Source organism: Robertmurraya sp. FSL R5-0851 (assembly GCF_038002965.1).
Lineage (GTDB): Bacteria > Bacillota > Bacilli > Bacillales > Cytobacillaceae > Robertmurraya_A > Robertmurraya_A beringensis.
Genome location: NZ_JBBOOE010000001.1, coordinates 4,097,363 through 4,116,451, shown reverse-complemented (window position 1 = coordinate 4,116,451; position 19,089 = coordinate 4,097,363). Strand labels below are relative to the sequence as shown.

The 19,089-nt window shown below is 42.4% G+C and carries 11 protein-coding genes, 24 tRNA genes, 3 rRNA genes and 1 riboswitch; of the genes, 37 read left to right on the top strand and 1 reads right to left on the bottom strand.

Going from position 1 to position 19,089, the window contains the following annotated elements; genetic code table 11:
• The first annotated feature begins 171 nt into the window (after positions 1-171).
• The 36 genes from MKX65_RS21140 to MKX65_RS20965 all read left to right on the top strand — a co-directional run bounded on the left by MKX65_RS21140 (position 172) and on the right by MKX65_RS20965 (position 16,601).
• Positions 172-555: a cupredoxin domain-containing protein gene (locus tag MKX65_RS21140; protein ID WP_340905440.1), complete on the top strand. Its 384-nt coding sequence runs from the start codon at positions 172-174 to the stop codon at positions 553-555.
• Between the two features lie 372 nt (positions 556-927).
• A 16S ribosomal RNA gene (locus MKX65_RS21135) occupies positions 928-2,480 on the top strand.
• Between the two features lie 218 nt (positions 2,481-2,698).
• A 23S ribosomal RNA gene (locus tag MKX65_RS21130) occupies positions 2,699-5,656 on the top strand.
• Between the two features lie 73 nt (positions 5,657-5,729).
• Positions 5,730-5,845: ribosomal RNA gene (rrf, locus tag MKX65_RS21125) — 5S ribosomal RNA — on the top strand.
• The 16S, 23S and 5S rRNA genes sit together here with 24 tRNA genes alongside, the layout of an rRNA operon.
• A gap of 45 nt (positions 5,846-5,890) precedes the next feature.
• Positions 5,891-5,965: transfer RNA gene (locus tag MKX65_RS21120), tRNA-Glu, on the top strand.
• A 62-nt stretch (positions 5,966-6,027) separates the two neighbouring features.
• Positions 6,028-6,100 (top strand) — tRNA-Val (locus MKX65_RS21115).
• 101 nt (positions 6,101-6,201) lie between these two features.
• A tRNA-Thr gene (locus MKX65_RS21110) sits at positions 6,202-6,277 on the top strand.
• 9 nt (positions 6,278-6,286) lie between these two features.
• Positions 6,287-6,362 (top strand) — tRNA-Lys (locus MKX65_RS21105).
• Between the two features lie 45 nt (positions 6,363-6,407).
• Positions 6,408-6,492: transfer RNA gene (locus tag MKX65_RS21100), tRNA-Leu, on the top strand.
• Between the two features lie 23 nt (positions 6,493-6,515).
• Positions 6,516-6,590 (top strand) — tRNA-Gly (locus MKX65_RS21095).
• 12 nt (positions 6,591-6,602) lie between these two features.
• Positions 6,603-6,691, top strand: a tRNA-Leu gene (locus MKX65_RS21090).
• Positions 6,692-6,751: 60 nt separating this feature from the next.
• Positions 6,752-6,828: transfer RNA gene (locus tag MKX65_RS21085), tRNA-Arg, on the top strand.
• A gap of 13 nt (positions 6,829-6,841) precedes the next feature.
• A tRNA-Pro gene (locus MKX65_RS21080) sits at positions 6,842-6,918 on the top strand.
• A 14-nt stretch (positions 6,919-6,932) separates the two neighbouring features.
• Positions 6,933-7,005 (top strand) — tRNA-Ala (locus tag MKX65_RS21075).
• A gap of 87 nt (positions 7,006-7,092) precedes the next feature.
• Positions 7,093-7,169, top strand: a tRNA-Met gene (locus tag MKX65_RS21070).
• Between the two features lie 7 nt (positions 7,170-7,176).
• Positions 7,177-7,269: transfer RNA gene (locus MKX65_RS21065), tRNA-Ser, on the top strand.
• 38 nt (positions 7,270-7,307) lie between these two features.
• Positions 7,308-7,381 (top strand) — tRNA-Met (locus tag MKX65_RS21060).
• A 33-nt stretch (positions 7,382-7,414) separates the two neighbouring features.
• Positions 7,415-7,490: transfer RNA gene (locus MKX65_RS21055), tRNA-Asp, on the top strand.
• A gap of 39 nt (positions 7,491-7,529) precedes the next feature.
• Positions 7,530-7,605: transfer RNA gene (locus tag MKX65_RS21050), tRNA-Phe, on the top strand.
• 30 nt (positions 7,606-7,635) lie between these two features.
• Positions 7,636-7,719, top strand: a tRNA-Tyr gene (locus MKX65_RS21045).
• Positions 7,720-7,724: 5 nt separating this feature from the next.
• Positions 7,725-7,800, top strand: a tRNA-His gene (locus tag MKX65_RS21040).
• A gap of 20 nt (positions 7,801-7,820) precedes the next feature.
• Positions 7,821-7,892 (top strand) — tRNA-Gln (locus MKX65_RS21035).
• A gap of 4 nt (positions 7,893-7,896) precedes the next feature.
• A tRNA-Cys gene (locus MKX65_RS21030) sits at positions 7,897-7,970 on the top strand.
• Between the two features lie 11 nt (positions 7,971-7,981).
• Positions 7,982-8,055: transfer RNA gene (locus tag MKX65_RS21025), tRNA-Gly, on the top strand.
• A gap of 5 nt (positions 8,056-8,060) precedes the next feature.
• Positions 8,061-8,137 (top strand) — tRNA-Ile (locus MKX65_RS21020).
• Between the two features lie 34 nt (positions 8,138-8,171).
• Positions 8,172-8,246: transfer RNA gene (locus MKX65_RS21015), tRNA-Asn, on the top strand.
• A 13-nt stretch (positions 8,247-8,259) separates the two neighbouring features.
• Positions 8,260-8,350: transfer RNA gene (locus tag MKX65_RS21010), tRNA-Ser, on the top strand.
• A 10-nt stretch (positions 8,351-8,360) separates the two neighbouring features.
• Positions 8,361-8,434: transfer RNA gene (locus MKX65_RS21005), tRNA-Arg, on the top strand.
• Between the two features lie 188 nt (positions 8,435-8,622).
• On the top strand, positions 8,623-9,012 hold the full coding sequence (locus MKX65_RS21000; RefSeq protein ID WP_160548215.1) for a VOC family protein: 390 nt from the start codon (positions 8,623-8,625) through the stop codon (positions 9,010-9,012).
• 127 nt (positions 9,013-9,139) lie between these two features.
• Positions 9,140-10,321 carry a SpoIID/LytB domain-containing protein gene (locus MKX65_RS20995; RefSeq protein WP_340906355.1) on the top strand — a complete coding sequence of 394 codons (1,182 nt, stop codon included), beginning with the start codon at positions 9,140-9,142 and terminating at the stop codon, positions 10,319-10,321.
• Between the two features lie 187 nt (positions 10,322-10,508).
• On the top strand, positions 10,509-10,907 hold the full coding sequence (locus MKX65_RS20990; RefSeq protein ID WP_340905439.1) for a VOC family protein: 399 nt from the start codon (positions 10,509-10,511) through the stop codon (positions 10,905-10,907).
• 26 nt (positions 10,908-10,933) lie between these two features.
• Positions 10,934-11,587 carry a DUF1801 domain-containing protein gene (locus MKX65_RS20985; protein ID WP_340905437.1) on the top strand — a complete coding sequence of 218 codons (654 nt, stop codon included), beginning with the start codon at positions 10,934-10,936 and terminating at the stop codon, positions 11,585-11,587.
• Between the two features lie 37 nt (positions 11,588-11,624).
• Positions 11,625-12,332 carry a DNA alkylation repair protein gene (locus MKX65_RS20980; RefSeq protein WP_340905436.1) on the top strand — a complete coding sequence of 236 codons (708 nt, stop codon included), beginning with the start codon at positions 11,625-11,627 and terminating at the stop codon, positions 12,330-12,332.
• A 148-nt stretch (positions 12,333-12,480) separates the two neighbouring features.
• A riboswitch (SAM riboswitch) is annotated at positions 12,481-12,588 on the top strand.
• A 324-nt stretch (positions 12,589-12,912) separates the two neighbouring features.
• Positions 12,913-14,025, top strand: coding sequence for a sugar ABC transporter substrate-binding protein (locus MKX65_RS20975; protein ID WP_340905435.1), 1,113 nt, complete (start codon positions 12,913-12,915; stop codon positions 14,023-14,025).
• 70 nt (positions 14,026-14,095) lie between these two features.
• Entirely contained in the window at positions 14,096-15,598 is a 1,503-nt protein-coding gene (locus tag MKX65_RS20970; RefSeq protein ID WP_340905433.1) for a sugar ABC transporter ATP-binding protein, read from the top strand.
• 1 nt (position 15,599) lies between these two features.
• Positions 15,600-16,601: an ABC transporter permease gene (locus MKX65_RS20965; protein ID WP_340905430.1), complete on the top strand. Its 1,002-nt coding sequence runs from the start codon at positions 15,600-15,602 to the stop codon at positions 16,599-16,601.
• A 98-nt stretch (positions 16,602-16,699) separates the two neighbouring features.
• Here MKX65_RS20965 and MKX65_RS20960 read toward each other — a convergent pair whose 3' ends face one another.
• The gene (locus MKX65_RS20960) at positions 16,700-17,347 is read right to left on the bottom strand and encodes a cupin domain-containing protein (protein WP_340905429.1); all 648 of its coding nucleotides are present in this window, start codon (positions 17,345-17,347) and stop codon (positions 16,700-16,702) included.
• A gap of 206 nt (positions 17,348-17,553) precedes the next feature.
• Between MKX65_RS20960 and MKX65_RS20955 the strand changes: the two genes are divergently transcribed.
• Entirely contained in the window at positions 17,554-18,546 is a 993-nt protein-coding gene (locus MKX65_RS20955) for a LacI family DNA-binding transcriptional regulator (RefSeq protein ID WP_340905427.1), read from the top strand.
• Positions 18,547-19,089 lie beyond the last annotated feature (543 nt).

The following is a 19,089-nucleotide window of genomic DNA, read 5'->3' as shown; positions in this document are numbered from 1 at the left end:
ATTAAATATGGACAATTTATTACATAATTAAAAGAAACTAGTGCTGTGTGAAGTTGATTTATAATCTTAGACATAGTTAGTGTAAATGATCTATTTGAAGGGAGTTGGAAAAAAATTTAAAATGATAATATTTTATAAATTAGAAGAAAATAGTTCTTAGGAAAGGAGGGATTGTCTGTGAAAATGCGGTTAAAAGGATTAATCGTTTTGTTTTCGATGATATTGCTTATGACAACGTCATTCGGTGTGTTTGCTGAAGTCGGTACTGTAACACAACCGTCGGAAATGGAGAAAACCATTGAAGTCGAGTTGAACGATGATTACTTTAATCCAGAAGTTATTACAATTCCCACTGGAAAGACAACAACTTTGATATTGAAAAACAAGGGTAAGAAAGAGCATACCTTTACAGTAGAAAAACTCGGAGTTGACGTTGAAGTCCAGCCGGGAAAAGAAAATACAATTACTATAAATCCGAAAGATTCCGGTACATATGAACTAATATGTAGGTACCATGTCAAGGAAGGTATGGTTGGAAAAGTAGTTGTCAAATAATAAGCAGGGCCATTCGTGCCTTGCTTTTATATTTGATAATTGTCGATGTTAAATATTTTGTTATTAACCTCTTGTGTTTTATAAAAGAATTATGTAATATATAATCCTTGGCTTCAAATAATGAAGCCTAAAGAAAAAATAATTTTAAAACAGAAGTTGACTTCTGCGAATCAAAATGATATAGTAATACATGTAGCCGACAACGACTTGAAAAAAATATCTTTTAAAATAATTTTTTCGTAGAAGTTGACAACGGTGAAGAGATGTAGTAAGATGATCAAGTGCTTAATTGAACCTTGAAAACTGAACAAGACAACAACAAACGTCAACGTTAATTCTAAGTTTTAACTTTTTAAGAGCTAATCTTACTCTTTATTGGAGAGTTTGATCCTGGCTCAGGACGAACGCTGGCGGCGTGCCTAATACATGCAAGTCGAGCGGATCTTTGGGAGCTTGCTCCCAAAGATTAGCGGCGGACGGGTGAGTAACACGTGGGCAACCTGCCTATGAGACTGGGATAACTCCGGGAAACCGGGGCTAATACCGGATAATTCTTTTCTACACATGTAGAAAAGCTGAAAGATGGTTTCGGCTATCACTCATAGATGGGCCCGCGGCGCATTAGCTAGTTGGTGAGGTAACGGCTCACCAAGGCGACGATGCGTAGCCGACCTGAGAGGGTGATCGGCCACACTGGGACTGAGACACGGCCCAGACTCCTACGGGAGGCAGCAGTAGGGAATCTTCCGCAATGGACGAAAGTCTGACGGAGCAACGCCGCGTGAGTGATGAAGGTTTTCGGATCGTAAAACTCTGTTGTTAGGGAAGAACAAGTACCGGAGTAACTGCCGGTACCTTGACGGTACCTAACCAGAAAGCCACGGCTAACTACGTGCCAGCAGCCGCGGTAATACGTAGGTGGCAAGCGTTGTCCGGAATTATTGGGCGTAAAGCGCGCGCAGGTGGTCTCTTAAGTCTGATGTGAAAGCCCCCGGCTCAACCGGGGAGGGTCATTGGAAACTGGGAGACTTGAGTGCAGGAGAGAAGAGTGGAATTCCACGTGTAGCGGTGAAATGCGTAGAGATGTGGAGGAACACCAGTGGCGAAGGCGACTCTTTGGCCTGTAACTGACACTGAGGCGCGAAAGCGTGGGGAGCAAACAGGATTAGATACCCTGGTAGTCCACGCCGTAAACGATGAGTGCTAAGTGTTAGAGGGTTTCCGCCCTTTAGTGCTGCAGCAAACGCATTAAGCACTCCGCCTGGGGAGTACGGCCGCAAGGCTGAAACTCAAAGGAATTGACGGGGGCCCGCACAAGCGGTGGAGCATGTGGTTTAATTCGAAGCAACGCGAAGAACCTTACCAGGTCTTGACATCCTTTTGCCTTCCCTAGAGATAGGGCGTTCCCCTTCGGGGGACAGAGTGACAGGTGGTGCATGGTTGTCGTCAGCTCGTGTCGTGAGATGTTGGGTTAAGTCCCGCAACGAGCGCAACCCTTGATCTTAGTTGCCAGCATTCAGTTGGGCACTCTAAGGTGACTGCCGGTGACAAACCGGAGGAAGGTGGGGATGACGTCAAATCATCATGCCCCTTATGACCTGGGCTACACACGTGCTACAATGGGTGGTACAAAGGGCAGCAAAACCGCGAGGTCGAGCCAATCCCATAAAACCACTCTCAGTTCGGATTGTAGGCTGCAACTCGCCTACATGAAGCTGGAATCGCTAGTAATCGCGGATCAGCATGCCGCGGTGAATACGTTCCCGGGCCTTGTACACACCGCCCGTCACACCACGAGAGTTTGTAACACCCGAAGTCGGTGGGGTAACTCGCAAGAGAGCCAGCCGCCTAAGGTGGGACAGATGATTGGGGTGAAGTCGTAACAAGGTAGCCGTATCGGAAGGTGCGGCTGGATCACCTCCTTTCTAAGGAAAATGCTTGCGTAAGCAAGACATAATACAGACGTGACGATTTGTTCTTGTTCAGTTTTGATGGTTTAATAAGGTTTTTTTGCGAAAGCAAAAATAACCATCCATCAAACGTTGTTCTTTGAAAACTAGATAAAGTAAAAAAGTCAAGAAAGAAATCGAGTATCGCCATTTTAGGTTTTCTCTCTTAAATGAGTAGAAACAAATTAACCATAGGTTAAGTTAGAAAGGGCGCACGGTGGATGCCTTGGCACTAGGAGCCGATGAAGGACGGTACTAACACCGATATGCTTCGGGGAGCTGTAAGTAAGCTTTGATCCGGAGATTTCCGAATGGGGAAACCCTCTATCCGTAATGGGATAGAATCTTTACCTGAATACATAGGGTATTGAAGGCAGACCCGGGGAACTGAAACATCTAAGTACCCGGAGGAAGAGAAAGCAAACGCGATTCCCTGAGTAGCGGCGAGCGAAACGGGATTAGCCCAAACCAAGAGGCTTGCCTCTTGGGGTTGTAGGACACTCTATACGGAGTTACAAAGGAATGAAGTAGACGAATCGATCTGGAAAGGTCAGTCATAGAAGGTAACAACCCTGTAGTTGAAACTTCGTTCCCTCTTGAGTGGATCCTGAGTACGGCGGAACACGTGAAATTCCGTCGGAAGCAGGGAGGACCATCTCCCAAGGCTAAATACTACCTAGTGACCGATAGTGAACCAGTACCGTGAGGGAAAGGTGAAAAGCACCCCGGAAGGGGAGTGAAAGAGATCCTGAAACCGTGTGCCTACAAGTAGTTAGAGCCCTGTGTATTTTTCCTTTGGATAAATACCGGGTGATAGCGTGCCTTTTGTAGAATGAACCGGCGAGTTACGATTACATGCGAGGTTAAGTTGATAAGACGGAGCCGTAGCGAAAGCGAGTCTGAATAGGGCGCTTTAGTATGTGGTCGTAGACCCGAAACCAGGTGATCTACCCATGTCCAGGGTGAAGTCCAGGTAACACTGGATGGAGGCCCGAACCCACGCACGTTGAAAAGTGCGGGGATGAGGTGTGGGTAGCGGAGAAATTCCAATCGAACTTGGAGATAGCTGGTTCTCTCCGAAATAGCTTTAGGGCTAGCCTCATGTAGTAAGAGTCTTGGAGGTAGAGCACTGTTTGGACTAGGGGCCCTCATCGGGTTACCGAATTCAGACAAACTCCGAATGCCAAAGACTTATCCATGGGAGTCAGACTGCGAGTGATAAGATCCGTAGTCGAAAGGGAAACAGCCCAGACCACCAGCTAAGGTCCCAAAGTATACGTTAAGTGGCAAAGGATGTGGAGTTGCTTAGACAACCAGGATGTTGGCTTAGAAGCAGCCACCATTTAAAGAGTGCGTAATAGCTCACTGGTCGAGTGACTCCGCGCCGAAAATGTAACGGGGCTAAACGTATCACCGAAGCTGTGGATTGACATCTTAGATGTCAGTGGTAGGAGAGCGTTCTAAGGGCGTTGAAGCTAGACCGTAAGGACTGGTGGAGCGCTTAGAAGTGAGAATGCCGGTATGAGTAGCGAAAGATGGGTGAGAATCCCATCCACCGAATGCCTAAGGTTTCCTGAGGAAGGCTCGTCCGCTCAGGGTTAGTCGGGACCTAAGCCGAGGCCGAAAGGCGTAGGCGATGGACAACAGGTTGATATTCCTGTACCACCAAATTACCGTTTGAGTGATGGGGGGACGCAGGAGGATAGGGTAAGCGCGCTGTTGGATATGCGCGTCCAAGCAGTTAGGCTGCAAGTGAGGCAAATCCCACTTGCAATAGGCTGAGCTGTGATGGCGAGGGAAATATAGTACCGAAGTTCCTGATTCCACACTGCCAAGAAAAGCCTCTAGCGAGGTAACAGGTGCCCGTACCGCAAACCGACACAGGTAGGCGAGGAGAGAATCCTAAGGTGAGCGAGAGAACTCTCGTTAAGGAACTCGGCAAAATGACCCCGTAACTTCGGGAGAAGGGGTGCTCTTCAGGGTGAATAGCCCAGAAGAGCCGCAGTGAATAGGCCCAGGCGACTGTTTAGCAAAAACACAGGTCTCTGCGAAGCCGCAAGGCGAAGTATAGGGGCTGACGCCTGCCCGGTGCTGGAAGGTTAAGAGGAGGGGTTAGCCTTAAAAGCGAAGCTCTGAATCGAAGCCCCAGTAAACGGCGGCCGTAACTATAACGGTCCTAAGGTAGCGAAATTCCTTGTCGGGTAAGTTCCGACCCGCACGAAAGGCGTAACGATCTGGGCACTGTCTCAACGAGAGACTCGGTGAAATTATAGTACCTGTGAAGATGCAGGTTACCCGCGACAGGACGGAAAGACCCCGTGGAGCTTTACTGTAGCCTGATATTGAATTTTGGTACAGCTTGTACAGGATAGGTAGGAGCCTGAGAAGCCGGAGCGCTAGCTTCGGTGGAGGCGTCGGTGGGATACTACTCTGGCTGTATTGAAATTCTAACCCTCACCCCTAAATCGGGGTGGGAGACAGTGTCAGGTGGGCAGTTTGACTGGGGCGGTCGCCTCCTAAAAAGTAACGGAGGCGCCCAAAGGTTCCCTCAGAATGGTTGGAAATCATTCGTAGAGTGTAAAGGCACAAGGGAGCTTGACTGCGAGACCTACAAGTCGAGCAGGGACGAAAGTCGGGCTTAGTGATCCGGTGGTTCCGCATGGAAGGGCCATCGCTCAACGGATAAAAGCTACCCCGGGGATAACAGGCTTATCTCCCCCAAGAGTCCACATCGACGGGGAGGTTTGGCACCTCGATGTCGGCTCATCGCATCCTGGGGCTGTAGTCGGTCCCAAGGGTTGGGCTGTTCGCCCATTAAAGCGGTACGCGAGCTGGGTTCAGAACGTCGTGAGACAGTTCGGTCCCTATCCGTCGTGGGCGTAGGAAATTTGAGAGGAGCTGTCCTTAGTACGAGAGGACCGGGATGGACGCACCGCTGGTGTACCAGTTGTCTTGCCAAAGGCATCGCTGGGTAGCTATGTGCGGAAGGGATAAGTGCTGAAAGCATCTAAGCATGAAGCCCCCCTCAAGATGAGATTTCCCATAGCGCAAGCTAGTAAGATCCCTGAAAGATGATCAGGTTGATAGGTCAGAGGTGGAAGCGCGGCGACGTGTGGAGCTGACTGATACTAATCGATCGAGGACTTAACCAAATTTAGATGATACTCATTCTTTTGACTTTGACTCTTTATCTAGTTTTGAAGGAACAACCTTCAAACTTTATAGTCTGGTGGCGATAGCGAAAAGGTCACACCCGTTCCCATACCGAACACGGAAGTTAAGCTTTTCAGCGCCAATGGTAGTTGAGGGTTTCCGTCTGTGAGAGTAGGACGTCGCCAGGCTTGTCCCTATTGGGACTATTATTTTTGTCTAAAATATATAATTTAGGCCCCTTGGTCAAGCGGTTAAGACACCGCCCTTTCACGGCGGTAACACGGGTTCGAATCCCGTAGGGGTCACCAAGTTTTTTTACGAAGTAAAAATAACCAAGTTTTTTCATGAAGTGAAAATAACTTTCTATTTCGGAGGATTAGCTCAGCTGGGAGAGCACCTGCCTTACAAGCAGGGGGTCGGCGGTTCGATCCCGTCATCCTCCATTAAGAATTTTTTCACGAAGTGAAAAATATTCATCCTTAAGTCACGAAGTGAAAAATATTCATCCCAAAGTCACGAAAGTGAAATATAGTCTTCTTAATAAGCCGGCGTAGCTCAATTGGTAGAGCAACTGACTTGTAATCAGTAGGTTGGGGGTTCAAGTCCTCTCACCGGCACCACTTTATACCGAGCCATTAGCTCAGTCGGTAGAGCATCTGACTTTTAATCAGAGGGTCGAAGGTTCGAGTCCTTCATGGCTCACCAAATTTTTTTGCTTCAGCAAAATAACTTTTCATTAATTATCATTACGCGGGTGTGGCGGAATTGGCAGACGCACTAGACTTAGGATCTAGCGCCGCAAGGCGTGGGGGTTCGACTCCCTTCACCCGCACCAATGTTTTATACAATTTTCGCATTGCGGAAGTAGTTCAGTGGTAGAATACAACCTTGCCAAGGTTGGGGTCGCGGGTTCGAATCCCGTCTTCCGCTCCAAGAATTTCTTTTGCCGGGGTGGCGGAACTGGCAGACGCACAGGACTTAAAATCCTGCGGTAGGTGACTACCGTACCGGTTCGATTCCGGTCCTCGGCACCAAAGCTTTTTGCAAAGCAAAATAGTTATCCTTATCACTTTGATATCAAAGTGAAAAATAATGCGCCCGTAGCTCAATTGGATAGAGCGTCTGACTACGGATCAGAAGGTTATGGGTTCGACTCCTTTCGGGCGCGCCATATTAGTTTTAATCGGGGAGTAGCTCAGCTTGGTAGAGCACTTGGTTTGGGACCAAGGGGTCGCAGGTTCGAATCCTGTCTTCCCGACCATCTAACTTTATTATGGGGCCTTAGCTCAGCTGGGAGAGCGCCTGCCTTGCACGCAGGAGGTCAGCGGTTCGATCCCGCTAGGCTCCACTTAGATTTTTTCACGGAACGTAGTGTAGTGAAAATAATCTTCATTAATTCCAGAACATGTGTTTTAAAAATTCAATGAATTACTTTGGCGGTGTAGCTCAGCTGGCTAGAGCGTACGGTTCATACCCGTGAGGTCGGGGGTTCGATCCCCTCCGCCGCTACCAAAGATACGGAGGTATACCCAAGTCCGGCTGAAGGGATCGGTCTTGAAAACCGACAGGCGGGTCAAACCGCGCGGGGGTTCGAATCCCTCTACCTCCTCCATTTTTTAAATGCAATACAGCTTTTTCTTATAATATTATCGCGGGGTGGAGCAGTCTGGTAGCTCGTCGGGCTCATAACCCGAAGGTCGCAGGTTCAAATCCTGTCCCCGCAATCTAAATTTTTCAAATAAATTTGAAAAATTTCTGGTCCCGTGGTGTAGCGGTTAACATGCCTGCCTGTCACGCAGGAGATCGCCGGTTCGATCCCGGTCGGGACCGCCATTTTAAGTGCCTCATTATCTAGGGTACTATAATAAATGTGGCTCAGTAGCTCAGTCGGTAGAGCAAAGGACTGAAAATCCTTGTGTCGGCGGTTCGATTCCGTCCTGAGCCACCATTCTTATTAATGTTCTTATCATTTTTATATGGAGGGGTAGCGAAGTGGCTAAACGCGGCGGACTGTAAATCCGCTCCCTTGGGTTCGGCGGTTCGAATCCGTCCCCCTCCACCATTATGGCGGTTGTGGCGAAGTGGTTAACGCATCGGATTGTGGTTCCGACATTCGTGGGTTCGATTCCCATCAGTCGCCCCATTATTTATAAATTTTTTCATTGGGCTATAGCCAAGCGGTAAGGCAACGGACTTTGACTCCGTCATGCGTTGGTTCGAATCCAGCTAGCCCAGTTATGGCAGCATAGCCAAGTGGTAAGGCAGAGGTCTGCAAAACCTTTATCCCCGGTTCAAATCCGGGTGTTGCCTCCAATTTTATATTTGCGGGTGTAGTTTAATGGTAAAACCTCAGCCTTCCAAGCTGATGTCGTGAGTTCGATTCTCATCACCCGCTCCAAATAGGGGCCTATAGCTCAGCTGGTTAGAGCGCACGCCTGATAAGCGTGAGGTCGATGGTTCGAGTCCATTTAGGCCCACCAGATTTTTTACCCTATTAAAATAATTCTTCAATGTTCCGCAGTAGCTCAGTGGTAGAGCAATCGGCTGTTAACCGATCGGTCGTAGGTTCGAGTCCTACCTGCGGAGCCATTTTTATGTCTATGGGGAAGTACTCAAGAGGCTGAAGAGGCGCCCCTGCTAAGGGTGTAGGTCGGGTAACCGGCGCGAGGGTTCAAATCCCTCCTTCTCCGCCACTATATAGATGCGCCTTTAGCTCAGCTGGATAGAGCATACGCCTTCTAAGCGTACGGTCAGAGGTTCGAATCCTCTAAGGCGCGTAAAAAATAAAAACACAACAAAAACGCTATCAAGCGTTTTTTTGTTGTGTTTTTTTATCTTTTAAGAAAATGTTAACCCTTGGGCTTTTCAGATATAAACTTGAAGAGTAGAGGGTGGGAGGCCACTTCCACATAGGAGGTTTTTTGAGTAAGATACAAATAAGAGAAGAATAAAAGGAGTGTACATTTTGATTAAATACAAAAGTCTCCATCACGTAAGTCTTACAGTTACAGATTTGGAAAGAGCAAAAGATTTCTATGGGAATGTATTATGTTTAAATGAAATACCACGTCCAGATTTTGATTTTTCAGGTGCCTGGTATGAAATAGAGGGACAGCAACTCCACTTGATCGTTGATCCTTCTTCACAGACGATTCGTCAGGATAAAAGCTTATCCAGCAGAGAAGGTCACTTTGCTCTGAGAGTAGAGAACTATTATGATGCGCTTACATGGTTAAAACAAAATGAAGTGGAAATTCTTGAAAAACCCTACGGAAAAAGTGGATTTGCACAAATTTTCTGTGCTGACCCAGATGGTAATTTGATTGAACTTAACGTTAATCAAACAGAATTATAAGAGTTGGAATAAAGCTTCAGGAATAATCAGTAAAAACATAATAAATAATATGGTTATGAAAACTTTCATCCTATCGATTTTCATATTCGTTTTACTCGCTTTCACAACTGAAGTGCAAGCGGAAGAGATGATCTCTGTGAGATTACGAAATTATATTGGAGATACCTCTAAATTAGCATTTTACATAAAAGGTGCTTATTCAACGTTAGATCCAGCATTGATGTTAAATGAAGGGGATGAATATACACTTTCGTTTAAAGGTGGCAAAATGTTTCTTACATGCGGTAAGTCAAAAACGGAAATAGATAGCCCGCTCATTTTATATCCTGATACTTATGATGAAGAGCACCTAATATACATTGATGGAAGACCTTATATGGGAGCGGTAGCGTTTGGTATGGAAGAAAATAATATTAGACCCGTTAATCAAATCCTATTAGAGGATTACTTAAAGGGTGTTGTTCCATTCGAAGTGTTTCCTGATTGGAATATCGAGGCTTTAAAGGCACAAACGTTAGCTGCTCGCACGTATACAATCACCCATAAGAATCCCCAACTCGACGACACCATCCAATATCAAGTTTACGGAGGATACAATGAATTTAGTAATACAAAGAGGGCTGTAATTGATACAAAAGGAGAAATTATTACATTTCAAAATAAGCCCATAAGCGCTTTTTATTCTGCAAGTAATGGTGGAATCACAGAGAGTAATAAAAATGTATGGGGCGGCAATCCAAGCCCCTATTTTCCAATTAAACCAGATCCTTTTGATCCCATTCAACCCTGGGATTTTACATTACAAAAAACACAAATAGATCTGGATGAAATTCAATCGAAGGACTGGAACGAGCTAAAGGAGAAAGATGGTAAAATCAGCGACTCTATTAAAAAATGGCTTAATCGAAATGGTTATGAAGGTGACATAAAAATTTTAAGTATTCCTTTTTTTGCAATCGATAAAGTTAAAAATGAATCACAAAGGTCGATGATTGGCTCGATCCAAATTGAATTTATGAGAAGGTTGATTGATGGAACCATTTTATTCGAAAGAGTTTCGTTGGATCATGTTGAATTAAAAAAAATACGTCCAATGATAGGTGGAGGTCATTTTAGAAGTTATTTAATAAGTTCATTTGAAATCAATCCAACTTCTTATAAAGTAAGTGGCAAAGGCCATGGGCATGGAGTTGGTATGAGTCAATGGGGGGCAAACGAAATGGCTGAAGAGGGGAAAACCTACAAAGAAATTATTGGACACTATTATCCTGGGACCCAAGTGAAGGTCACTCAAACCTTTCAAGAATAATATTGTAGTGAACACCATGTGATGATATCTTTCGGGTATCATCCTTTTTTGCCGTTCATACTGATTTGGAAGGGATAGAAAAATAAATCACTCACACTAGTGAAATTTCCTCTCTTTTTTTATATTGTAATTATAGGAATGTAATAAATAGATAAGGTAGCCCTACTAACTTAAGGAGCTGATCGTAGTGGGAAAAGTTACACCATTCTTAATGTTTCAAGATGGCAAAGCAGAAGAAGCAATGAATTATTACATATCTATTATTGAGGATTCAGAAATTACAAGTATGGTTCGCTATGGAGCTAATGAATCTGGAGATGAAGGAACGGTAATGCAGGCCACTTTTTCTTTAAAAGGGCAAGAATTTATGTGTATAGATAGTAATTTAAAGCATCAGTTTACATTTACTCCATCCTTCTCAATTTTTGTTACATGTGATACTGAAGAAGAAATTAACAACGTTTATCAGAAACTGATCGAGGGCGGACAAGCACTTATGCCAATTGGTGACTATGGTTTTAGTCAAAGGTTTGGGTGGCTAAATGATCGATTTGGTGTGTCATGGCAACTAAATCTTCCTTTGTGAAGTAACTTTTATAGGGAGGAAACAACATGGCAATTGGTAAACTGAATCCTAAGGTTGATGATTATTTAAGTCAAGCTAAAAAATGGAGGGAAGAATCTGAGAGGTTAAGACATATTGTTCTTGACTGTGATCTGACCGAAGAATATAAATGGATGCATCCTTGTTACACGTTTGAGAAGAAAAATGTCGTATTAATCCATGGATTTAAAGAATATTGTGCACTTCTGTTTCACAAAGGTGCCTTATTAAAGGATCCCCATGGAATTCTTGTCCAACAAACCGAGAATGTACAGGCGGCACGCCAGATTCGATTCACTCATCTTCAAGAAATAATTGAACTAGAACCTATTTTGAAAGAATACATTCTTGAAGCCATTGAAGTGGAAAAAGCCGGTTTAGAAGTAACTTTAAAAAAGGATACAGAATTCATTATTCCAGAAGAACTTCAAGAAAAATTCGATGAGTCACCAGACTTAAAAGCTGCTTTTGAAGCATTGACGCCGGGACGGCAAAGAGCATATATTCTTTATTTTTCTCAACCCAAACAATCCAAAACTCGAGTGTCAAGGGTTGAAAATTGTATGGAGAGAATTCTAAGCGGAAAGGGATTAAAGGATTGCACTTGTGGACTTTCTAAAAAAATGCCTTCCTGTGATGGCTCGCACAAGAACATTCGATAGAAAAATATGATAAAAGTAAGGAAGGAAGTTCAAAGCTATGGATATTGAAACAGTGATGCAAGAGCTTGAAGCCCTAGGCAAGGAACGAATGAAAAAAATGTACATATCCAATGGTGCGCACGAGCCACTTTTTGGCGTGGCTACAGGTGCTATGAAACCAATCGCAAAGAAAATAAAAATCAACCAAGATTTAGCTGACGAGCTTTATGCCACAGGTAATTACGATGCCATGTATTTTGCAGGCATTATTGCTGACCCAAAAGCTATGACTGAAGCAGATTATGATCGTTGGATTGATGGAGCGTATTTTTATATGCTGTCCGATTATGTGGTGGCAGTCACTTTATCAGAGTCCGATATTGCACAAGACGTTGCAGATAAATGGATTGCAAGTGGTGACGAATTGAAAATGTCGGCTGGATGGAGTTGCTATTGCTGGCTTTTAGGGAATCGAAAAGATAAAGAATTTTCCGAAAGCAAGATTTCCAATATGCTGGATATGGTGAAAAATTCGATTCATGATTCGCCGGAACGAACCAAATCTGCTATGAATAATTTCGTATACACGGTGGCGATTTCCTATTTGCCGCAACATGAAAAGGCAGTCGAGGTCTCAAAGGAAATAGGAATCGTAGAAGTCAAACGAGACAATAAAAAAAGCAGTTTCTTAAACGCTTACGAAAGTATTCAAAAAGAAATGGATAGAGGGAAGCTTGGTTTCAAACGTAAATATGTACGATGTTAAAAAATAGTTTTGTATCGGGATGCTGATCTAGAAATTACGTGGGAATAATATTTCTATTAAAAATATTTAGAAAATACTATTGACAATTTGTTAATAGAATATTAAATTAAGTTTTATACTTTATTAAAGTAAATGAATAAAATACGTTCTCTTATCAAGAGTGGCAGAGGGACTGGCCCTGTGACGCCCAGCAACCGTTCCGAATGGAATTGGTGCTAAATCCTGCAAAACAAGATTTTGTTTTGAGAGATAAGAGAGGAGTAGTCCTTATTTTGTGATGAAACCTCTCTTTTCTGGAGAGGTTTTTTATATTGGCTATTTTCGTAAAGTTTGTTGTTTTGGAAAAATCCCAAAAGCCGGATTTTTCCCCGAATAACTCTGGGTTTATTGGTCTATTTGGAGAGTAGCTCTTTTCTAAGGATGAAAACATTCTGATTAGCTGTTGAAACATATATTTAATTTCCTGAAAAATGTGTATGTAGAAACAATGTTTTAGAAAAGAGCCTTTATATTTTATAAAAACTCTCCTAAGAGCAACGTTGGTAAGAAGACATAAAAAACAAAAAGGGGAGAAAGAATCATGAAGAGGAACTTTTTAAAAAGTGCATTTGTATCAGCTATCGCTGCAACACTTTTGCTTACAGGCTGTGCAACAGGGGGAGAAACAAAGGAAGCAACAGGATCGAACACACTGATTGAAGGTGTACCTGAGCGCTTTGCAAATGGAGACCAACCAAAAATCAAAGTAATTCGTAAAATTGGTGGGGACGACCACACAGCACAGTTCTTAGCAGGTGCAAAGCAAGAAGGGGAAGCACTAGGATTTCAAGTGGATGTATTTACGGCAAATGGAGATACAGCGAAATTTCATGATGCGATTAACCAAGCGTTAAATCAAGATTATGATGGATTTATTATTTCTCACGGTGATGATGATGCTACCGTTAATGACATACAGAAAATTGTTGATGCTGGAAAAAGCGTAGTGGCATTTGACTCGAATGCAAATTTAACAAGTGTTGACGGTGTTACTCTTGTGTCACAAGATGATGAAGCACTAGCTACTCTATCATTGGATCAATTAGTAAAAGAAACAAAAGGGGAAGCCAATATTGCATACCTATGGGTGGACGGATTCCCACCAATGGTTAGACGAAATAAAGTGTATGAAGAGGTTCTAGCAAATAATCCTGGCATTAAAGAAGTGGAGCGCTTTGGCGTAGCAGCAGCTGATACTAGTGTTCAAACCCAAAATGCGGTTGCTGCAATGTTGAATAAATACCCTAAGGGTGAACTTGATGCGATTTTTGCCACTTGGGATGCTTTTGCCATCGGTGCGGCTCGCGCGTTAAAAGAAGCTGGCAGAGAAGAAGTTAAAATCTATGGAATCGATGTTTCAAATGCTGATTTGCAGGAAATCCAAAGAGAAGGTAGCGCTTGGAGATATACGGCAGCTGTTGATCCTAAGTTGATTGGTTCAGTAAATATGAGAATACTAGCAAAGAAATTAGCAGGCGAGGAAACACCACAAACGTATGATTTGGAAGCTTCACTTATCTCTCAAGAAGATCTTCAAAAATCAAAAGATCCTGTAAATATGGTCAATCTAAATGAAATCATTGAAGGATGGGGTCAATCAACAGAATTTGAGGAAGATTGGATGAAGACGCTGAGGGAACACTATAAGAAGTAAGGGACTTATTGATAGACACTCTCTTTTTCACTAGATAAAGAGAGTGTTTCTTTGAAAGGACGGTGACATCATGACCACTTTAGAGATGAAAAATGTGTCAATTGAATTTCCGGGTGTAAAAGCATTAAATAGGGTGGATTTTTCAGTTAAAAGCGGGAAAACTCATGCCTTAATTGGAGCCAATGGTGCTGGGAAGTCAACCTTGATGAAGGTTCTTTCAGGGGCATATGATCACTATACTGGTGAAATCACATTGGATGGACAATCTATGACCATTCGTTCGCCCAAAAGTGCCATGGACTCAGGAATTCAAATTGTATATCAGGAAGTGGATACAGCTCTGATTCCCTATTTAACGGTTGCGGAAAATATCATGTTAATGGACACAGTACACAACATGGGAAAGAAGCAATGGGTTAATTGGAAAAGCTTGCATTCTAGAGCGGCCACCATCCTATCAGAAATGAATTTGTCTCTTCCAACTAAAAAACTAGTAAGTGAATTAACATTAGCAGAAAAACAAATGGTCTTAATCGCCAGAGCGGTGTCAAAAGAATGTAGATTCCTCATCTTAGATGAGCCGACAGCACCTCTTAGTCATACGGAGACAAATGAGTTATTTCGTATCGTACAAGAATTAAAGAACCGTGATGTTGGAGTTATTTTCATCTCACATCGACTTCCAGAGATTTTTGAGATTTGTGATGATATTACGATTATGAGAAATGGGGAAGTAGTCGAGAGACAGAGGATTTCGGATACTAACCAAAACAAAGTAGTGGAGCATATGCTTGGTCAAAAACTCGGTGACCAGTTTCCTGATAAATTCATGACCATTGGAGACACATTCCTTGAGGTAAAAGGACTTACAGATAAAGATAAGATTAAAGATTTTAGCATGAACGTCAAAGCAGGGGAGATTGTGGGAATTGCTGGACTTGTAGGTGCCGGTAAGACCGAGTTCTGTAAAGCTTTGTTCGGGGTTGAAGGCAAATTAGTGGCAGGAGAAGTCAAGGTTAACGGAAAAAGAGTTAATGTTAAAAACCCGTATGAAGCGGTTAAGAATGGACTGGCCTTGGTCCCTGAAGAGCGCCGAAAAGAAGGGATTCTTGTAAATGCGTCGGTTGAATCAAATTTAACTGTAGTGAATTTAAGGCATTTTTCAAAAGATTTTAGTTTCCTGGATAGGAAAAAAGAAAAGTTAGTTGCAAAGGCACTGATCAATCGTCTTGGAATAAAGACACCTTCTGAAGAAACAAAAGTTCAAAATCTTTCTGGCGGTAATCAACAGAAGATTGCCATTGGCAAGTGGCTCGTAGCCGATGCTGATGTCTATATTTTTGATGAGCCGACCAAAGGTGTAGACGTTGGAGCAAAAAAGGACATTTTTAATCTTATTGTCGAGCTGGCAAGCCGCGGAAAAGCTATTATTTATGCATCATCTGAACTATCAGAGATTATGGGAATTACGAATCGGGTCTATGTCCTTTATGATGGAAAATCAGTTAAGGAACTAGAAACAAAATCAACTAATGAAGAAGAACTATTATTCTATTCAACAGGGGGCAGGTAAGATGGAGGCAAACATAACAGCAAAGAAACAGACCCCGTCAAAAACGTCATTTGATCTTTTCCAATTTTTTTATAAATATGGAACGATTATTACAATCATTGCACTCGTGATCATATTTTCATTGGCCAATCCCGCATTTATACAAGGAAATAATATTGTAAATATCCTGCGTTCCATTTCAATTGTAACTATCATTGCAATCGGGATTACCATCAGTTTAACGGTTGATGGCTTTGATCTTTCCGTTGGATCGGTGGCCTCCTTATCAAATGCAATCGTGATTTCTATGTTCGTTTGGTTTTCGCAAAATACCTTTGTAGCTATTATTTCGGCAATTGCCGCAGCATTAGTTGTAGGGATTTTGAATTCTATTATGATTGTAAAAATGCGGATTCCTGATATGTTAATGACCCTTGCAACCATGTTTATTATTCAAGGAACGGCATTGACCTATACAAAGGGAGCGACTGTTTCACAAAACATGGTGTTGCCTAATGGAACGATGGCAGAAGGCCTAATTAGTCCGTTTTTTTCGAAAATCGGTCAGGTGCCATGGATTATTGTCATCATGGTGGTTGTTGTTGTAGTGGTTCATATCTTTTTAACGTATACGAAACATGGAAGATACATGTATGTGATCGGGGGAAATAAAGAAGCAGCAAGACTATCAGGTATTCCGGTTAATAAATACAAAGTGACTGCCTACCTGCTTTCTGCGCTCTTTGCCGCAATTGGTGGGATTGTCTTAGCTTCACGGGTTATGACATCTGAAATCAACTCAGGTGCACCTTACTTAATGGATTCTGTAGCAGCTGCATTTATCGGATTTTCCGTTTTAGGTGCTGGTAAGCCCAATGCATTCGGAACCTTCGTTGGTGCGGTGTTGATCGGGATTTTAGCAAACGGACTCGTCATGATGTCTGTTCCTTATTACGCAATGGACATCGTAAAGGGAACGGTTTTAGCATTTGCGTTGGCAATCACATATTATAAACAGAAGTAAATAGTGGGAGGCCTATTCGATGTGAATAGGTCTATTTTTATTTTTAAAATGAAAAAAACATGGTTTCCCATGTCTAGAATTGCATCTATATTCATCTGTTAGCCCCAATATTGCTGATAATGGTGACCATATAGTGGCTGTGGATATTGCCGAATATATCGGGATGGTTCATGCGGTTGATTGATATGTTGATAAGGTCTATGATCCGTTGATCTATTACAATCCTTGTATGGACCTATATATGTTGATGGTTTAACAGATGAAGTGGCTTGTTTCCATTGATTTTCATTAAGACAATAGGTATGCGCCATGATTTTTGCAGGGGTAAATTTCAATATATCAGAACCTAAAATAACTTCTGGAGTAGGCGCATTAAAAATAGCCAAAAGATGGGTGTTATCAACTAGAGCTATTTCATAATGCCACCATCCTTGTGGAACATTTGCCACTTGTCCAGGTGTAATAGTGTAATTTAGGATTTGTTTTGTAAAAGGATTTAGTATCGATACTGTAGCAGAACCAGAAATACAATATACAAGTTCGGCTGCATTTTGGTGATAATGCGGTTCTACTATATTATTCGTACTAAGGAAAATATCTAAGAGAGACACATTTTCAAGTGTATTCAACTGTTTAATACCTAAAACATTAATATAGTTTTTGTTATCTTTAATGAACAAGGGACTTGTATTAACATCAAAAGTGAATTGAGTGGATGGAGATGTATAATCCATATATGAAACCATAAATATTTCTCACCTCTGTATTTTAAACATAAATCTCTAGGCATGCTATGCACGAGAGGGTTGTTCGGTGTAACACTTTTGTAGTGTATATTCAAAGTGTGAAATTATAAATAAAAATTTTTCCTATTAATTAGTAAAAAAATTTACTTGTTAGGGTGGTGGTTGAATCGTATAATATGGGTATGGATAATTGGAGGTAATTGACAATGGCAACGATTAAAGATATAGCAGAACAGGCGGGTTTTTCGATTTCCACCGTTTCCCGAGTGTTGAATAATGATGAGAGCCTTTCTGTACCAGATGAAACACGTGAGAAAATATATGAGGTAGCTGAGAAGCTTAACTATAGAAGAAAAACCGTTCGGCAGTTAGTAAATAATATCGTATTTTTGTATTGGCTAACAGATCAAGAGGAGCTTGAAGACGTTTACTTTAAAACGATGAGGCTTGAAATTGAAAAGTGGGCAAAAAAGTTTAATGTGGAGCTTACCACGTACAAAATCGCAGATGGAATAGCGAAAATTCCTGATAATATCAAGGGATTTATAGCGGTGGGGTCTTTTACAGACAAAGAATTACACCGCCTCAGAAGCATTACCCCAAATGGAGTATTTATTGATACAACTCCGGACTCTGTTCATTACGATTCCGTTCGGCCGGACCTGTCTGAAATGACGAAAAGAGCAGTGGATTTCTTTGTTGACAAGGGGCATAGCAGAATCGGCTTCATTGGAGGCACATTTCATAATCCGAATACAGGGCTTGAGGAAATGGATATAAGAGAGAAAACATTTCGTGCCTATATGACAGAGAAGGGTCAGTTGAATGATCGATATGTATTTTGTCGGAGAGGCTTTTCCGTGGATAACGGGTACTCTCTTATGAAGAATGCCATAGATACATTGGGAGAGGAATTGCCCACTGCATTTTATATAGCTGCTGATCCGATTGCGGTTGGTTGTTTACAGGCTTTAAATGAATATGGTATTGCGATACCAGGGCGAGTTAATCTTATTAGTGTAAATAATATTAGTATCGCAAAGTATGTATCTCCACCACTTACGACTTTTCACATTGATTTAATGGAATTATGTAAGAATGCAGTACAGTTATTGCTTGAAAGAGTGGTAGAGAAGCGGAAAATTGTTAAAACACTCTACCTTGGTTCTGAACTAGTGGTTAGGAAAAGCACGGAATAAGAATGGATTATTAGTAAAATATGAGTATTTTTTCTAGTAAAAGCGCTTCTGCCTTACACTTATTTTAGTTTGATTGGGATTCTCAATCCCTGTCCGAATTCCCTATGGATTCGGACAACCAAAGTTAAAGTCAGTCAAGTCCTGTCCGAATACCCCGTGGATTCGGACAACCAAAGGCAAAGTCAGTTAAGTCCTGTCCGAATACCCCGTGGATTCGGACAACCAAAGGCAAATTCAGTCAAATCCTGTCCGAATTCCCTATGGATTCGGACAACCAGAGTCAAAGTCAGTCAAGTCCTGTCTGAATACCCTATGGATTCGGACAACCAAAGGCAAATTCAGTCAAATTCAGTCTGAATACCCCGTGGATTCGGACAACCAGAGTCAAAGTCAGTCAAGTCCTGTCTAAATACCCCATAAATTCGGACTCCCAAGTGCAAATGACATCAAGTTCTGTCCGAATCCCCCTTGCAATCAGCTAAACAACAGCCAATCAACATAATGACAAGGTGGCTTTTTCACCAATTTTTTTCTTATTCCAAA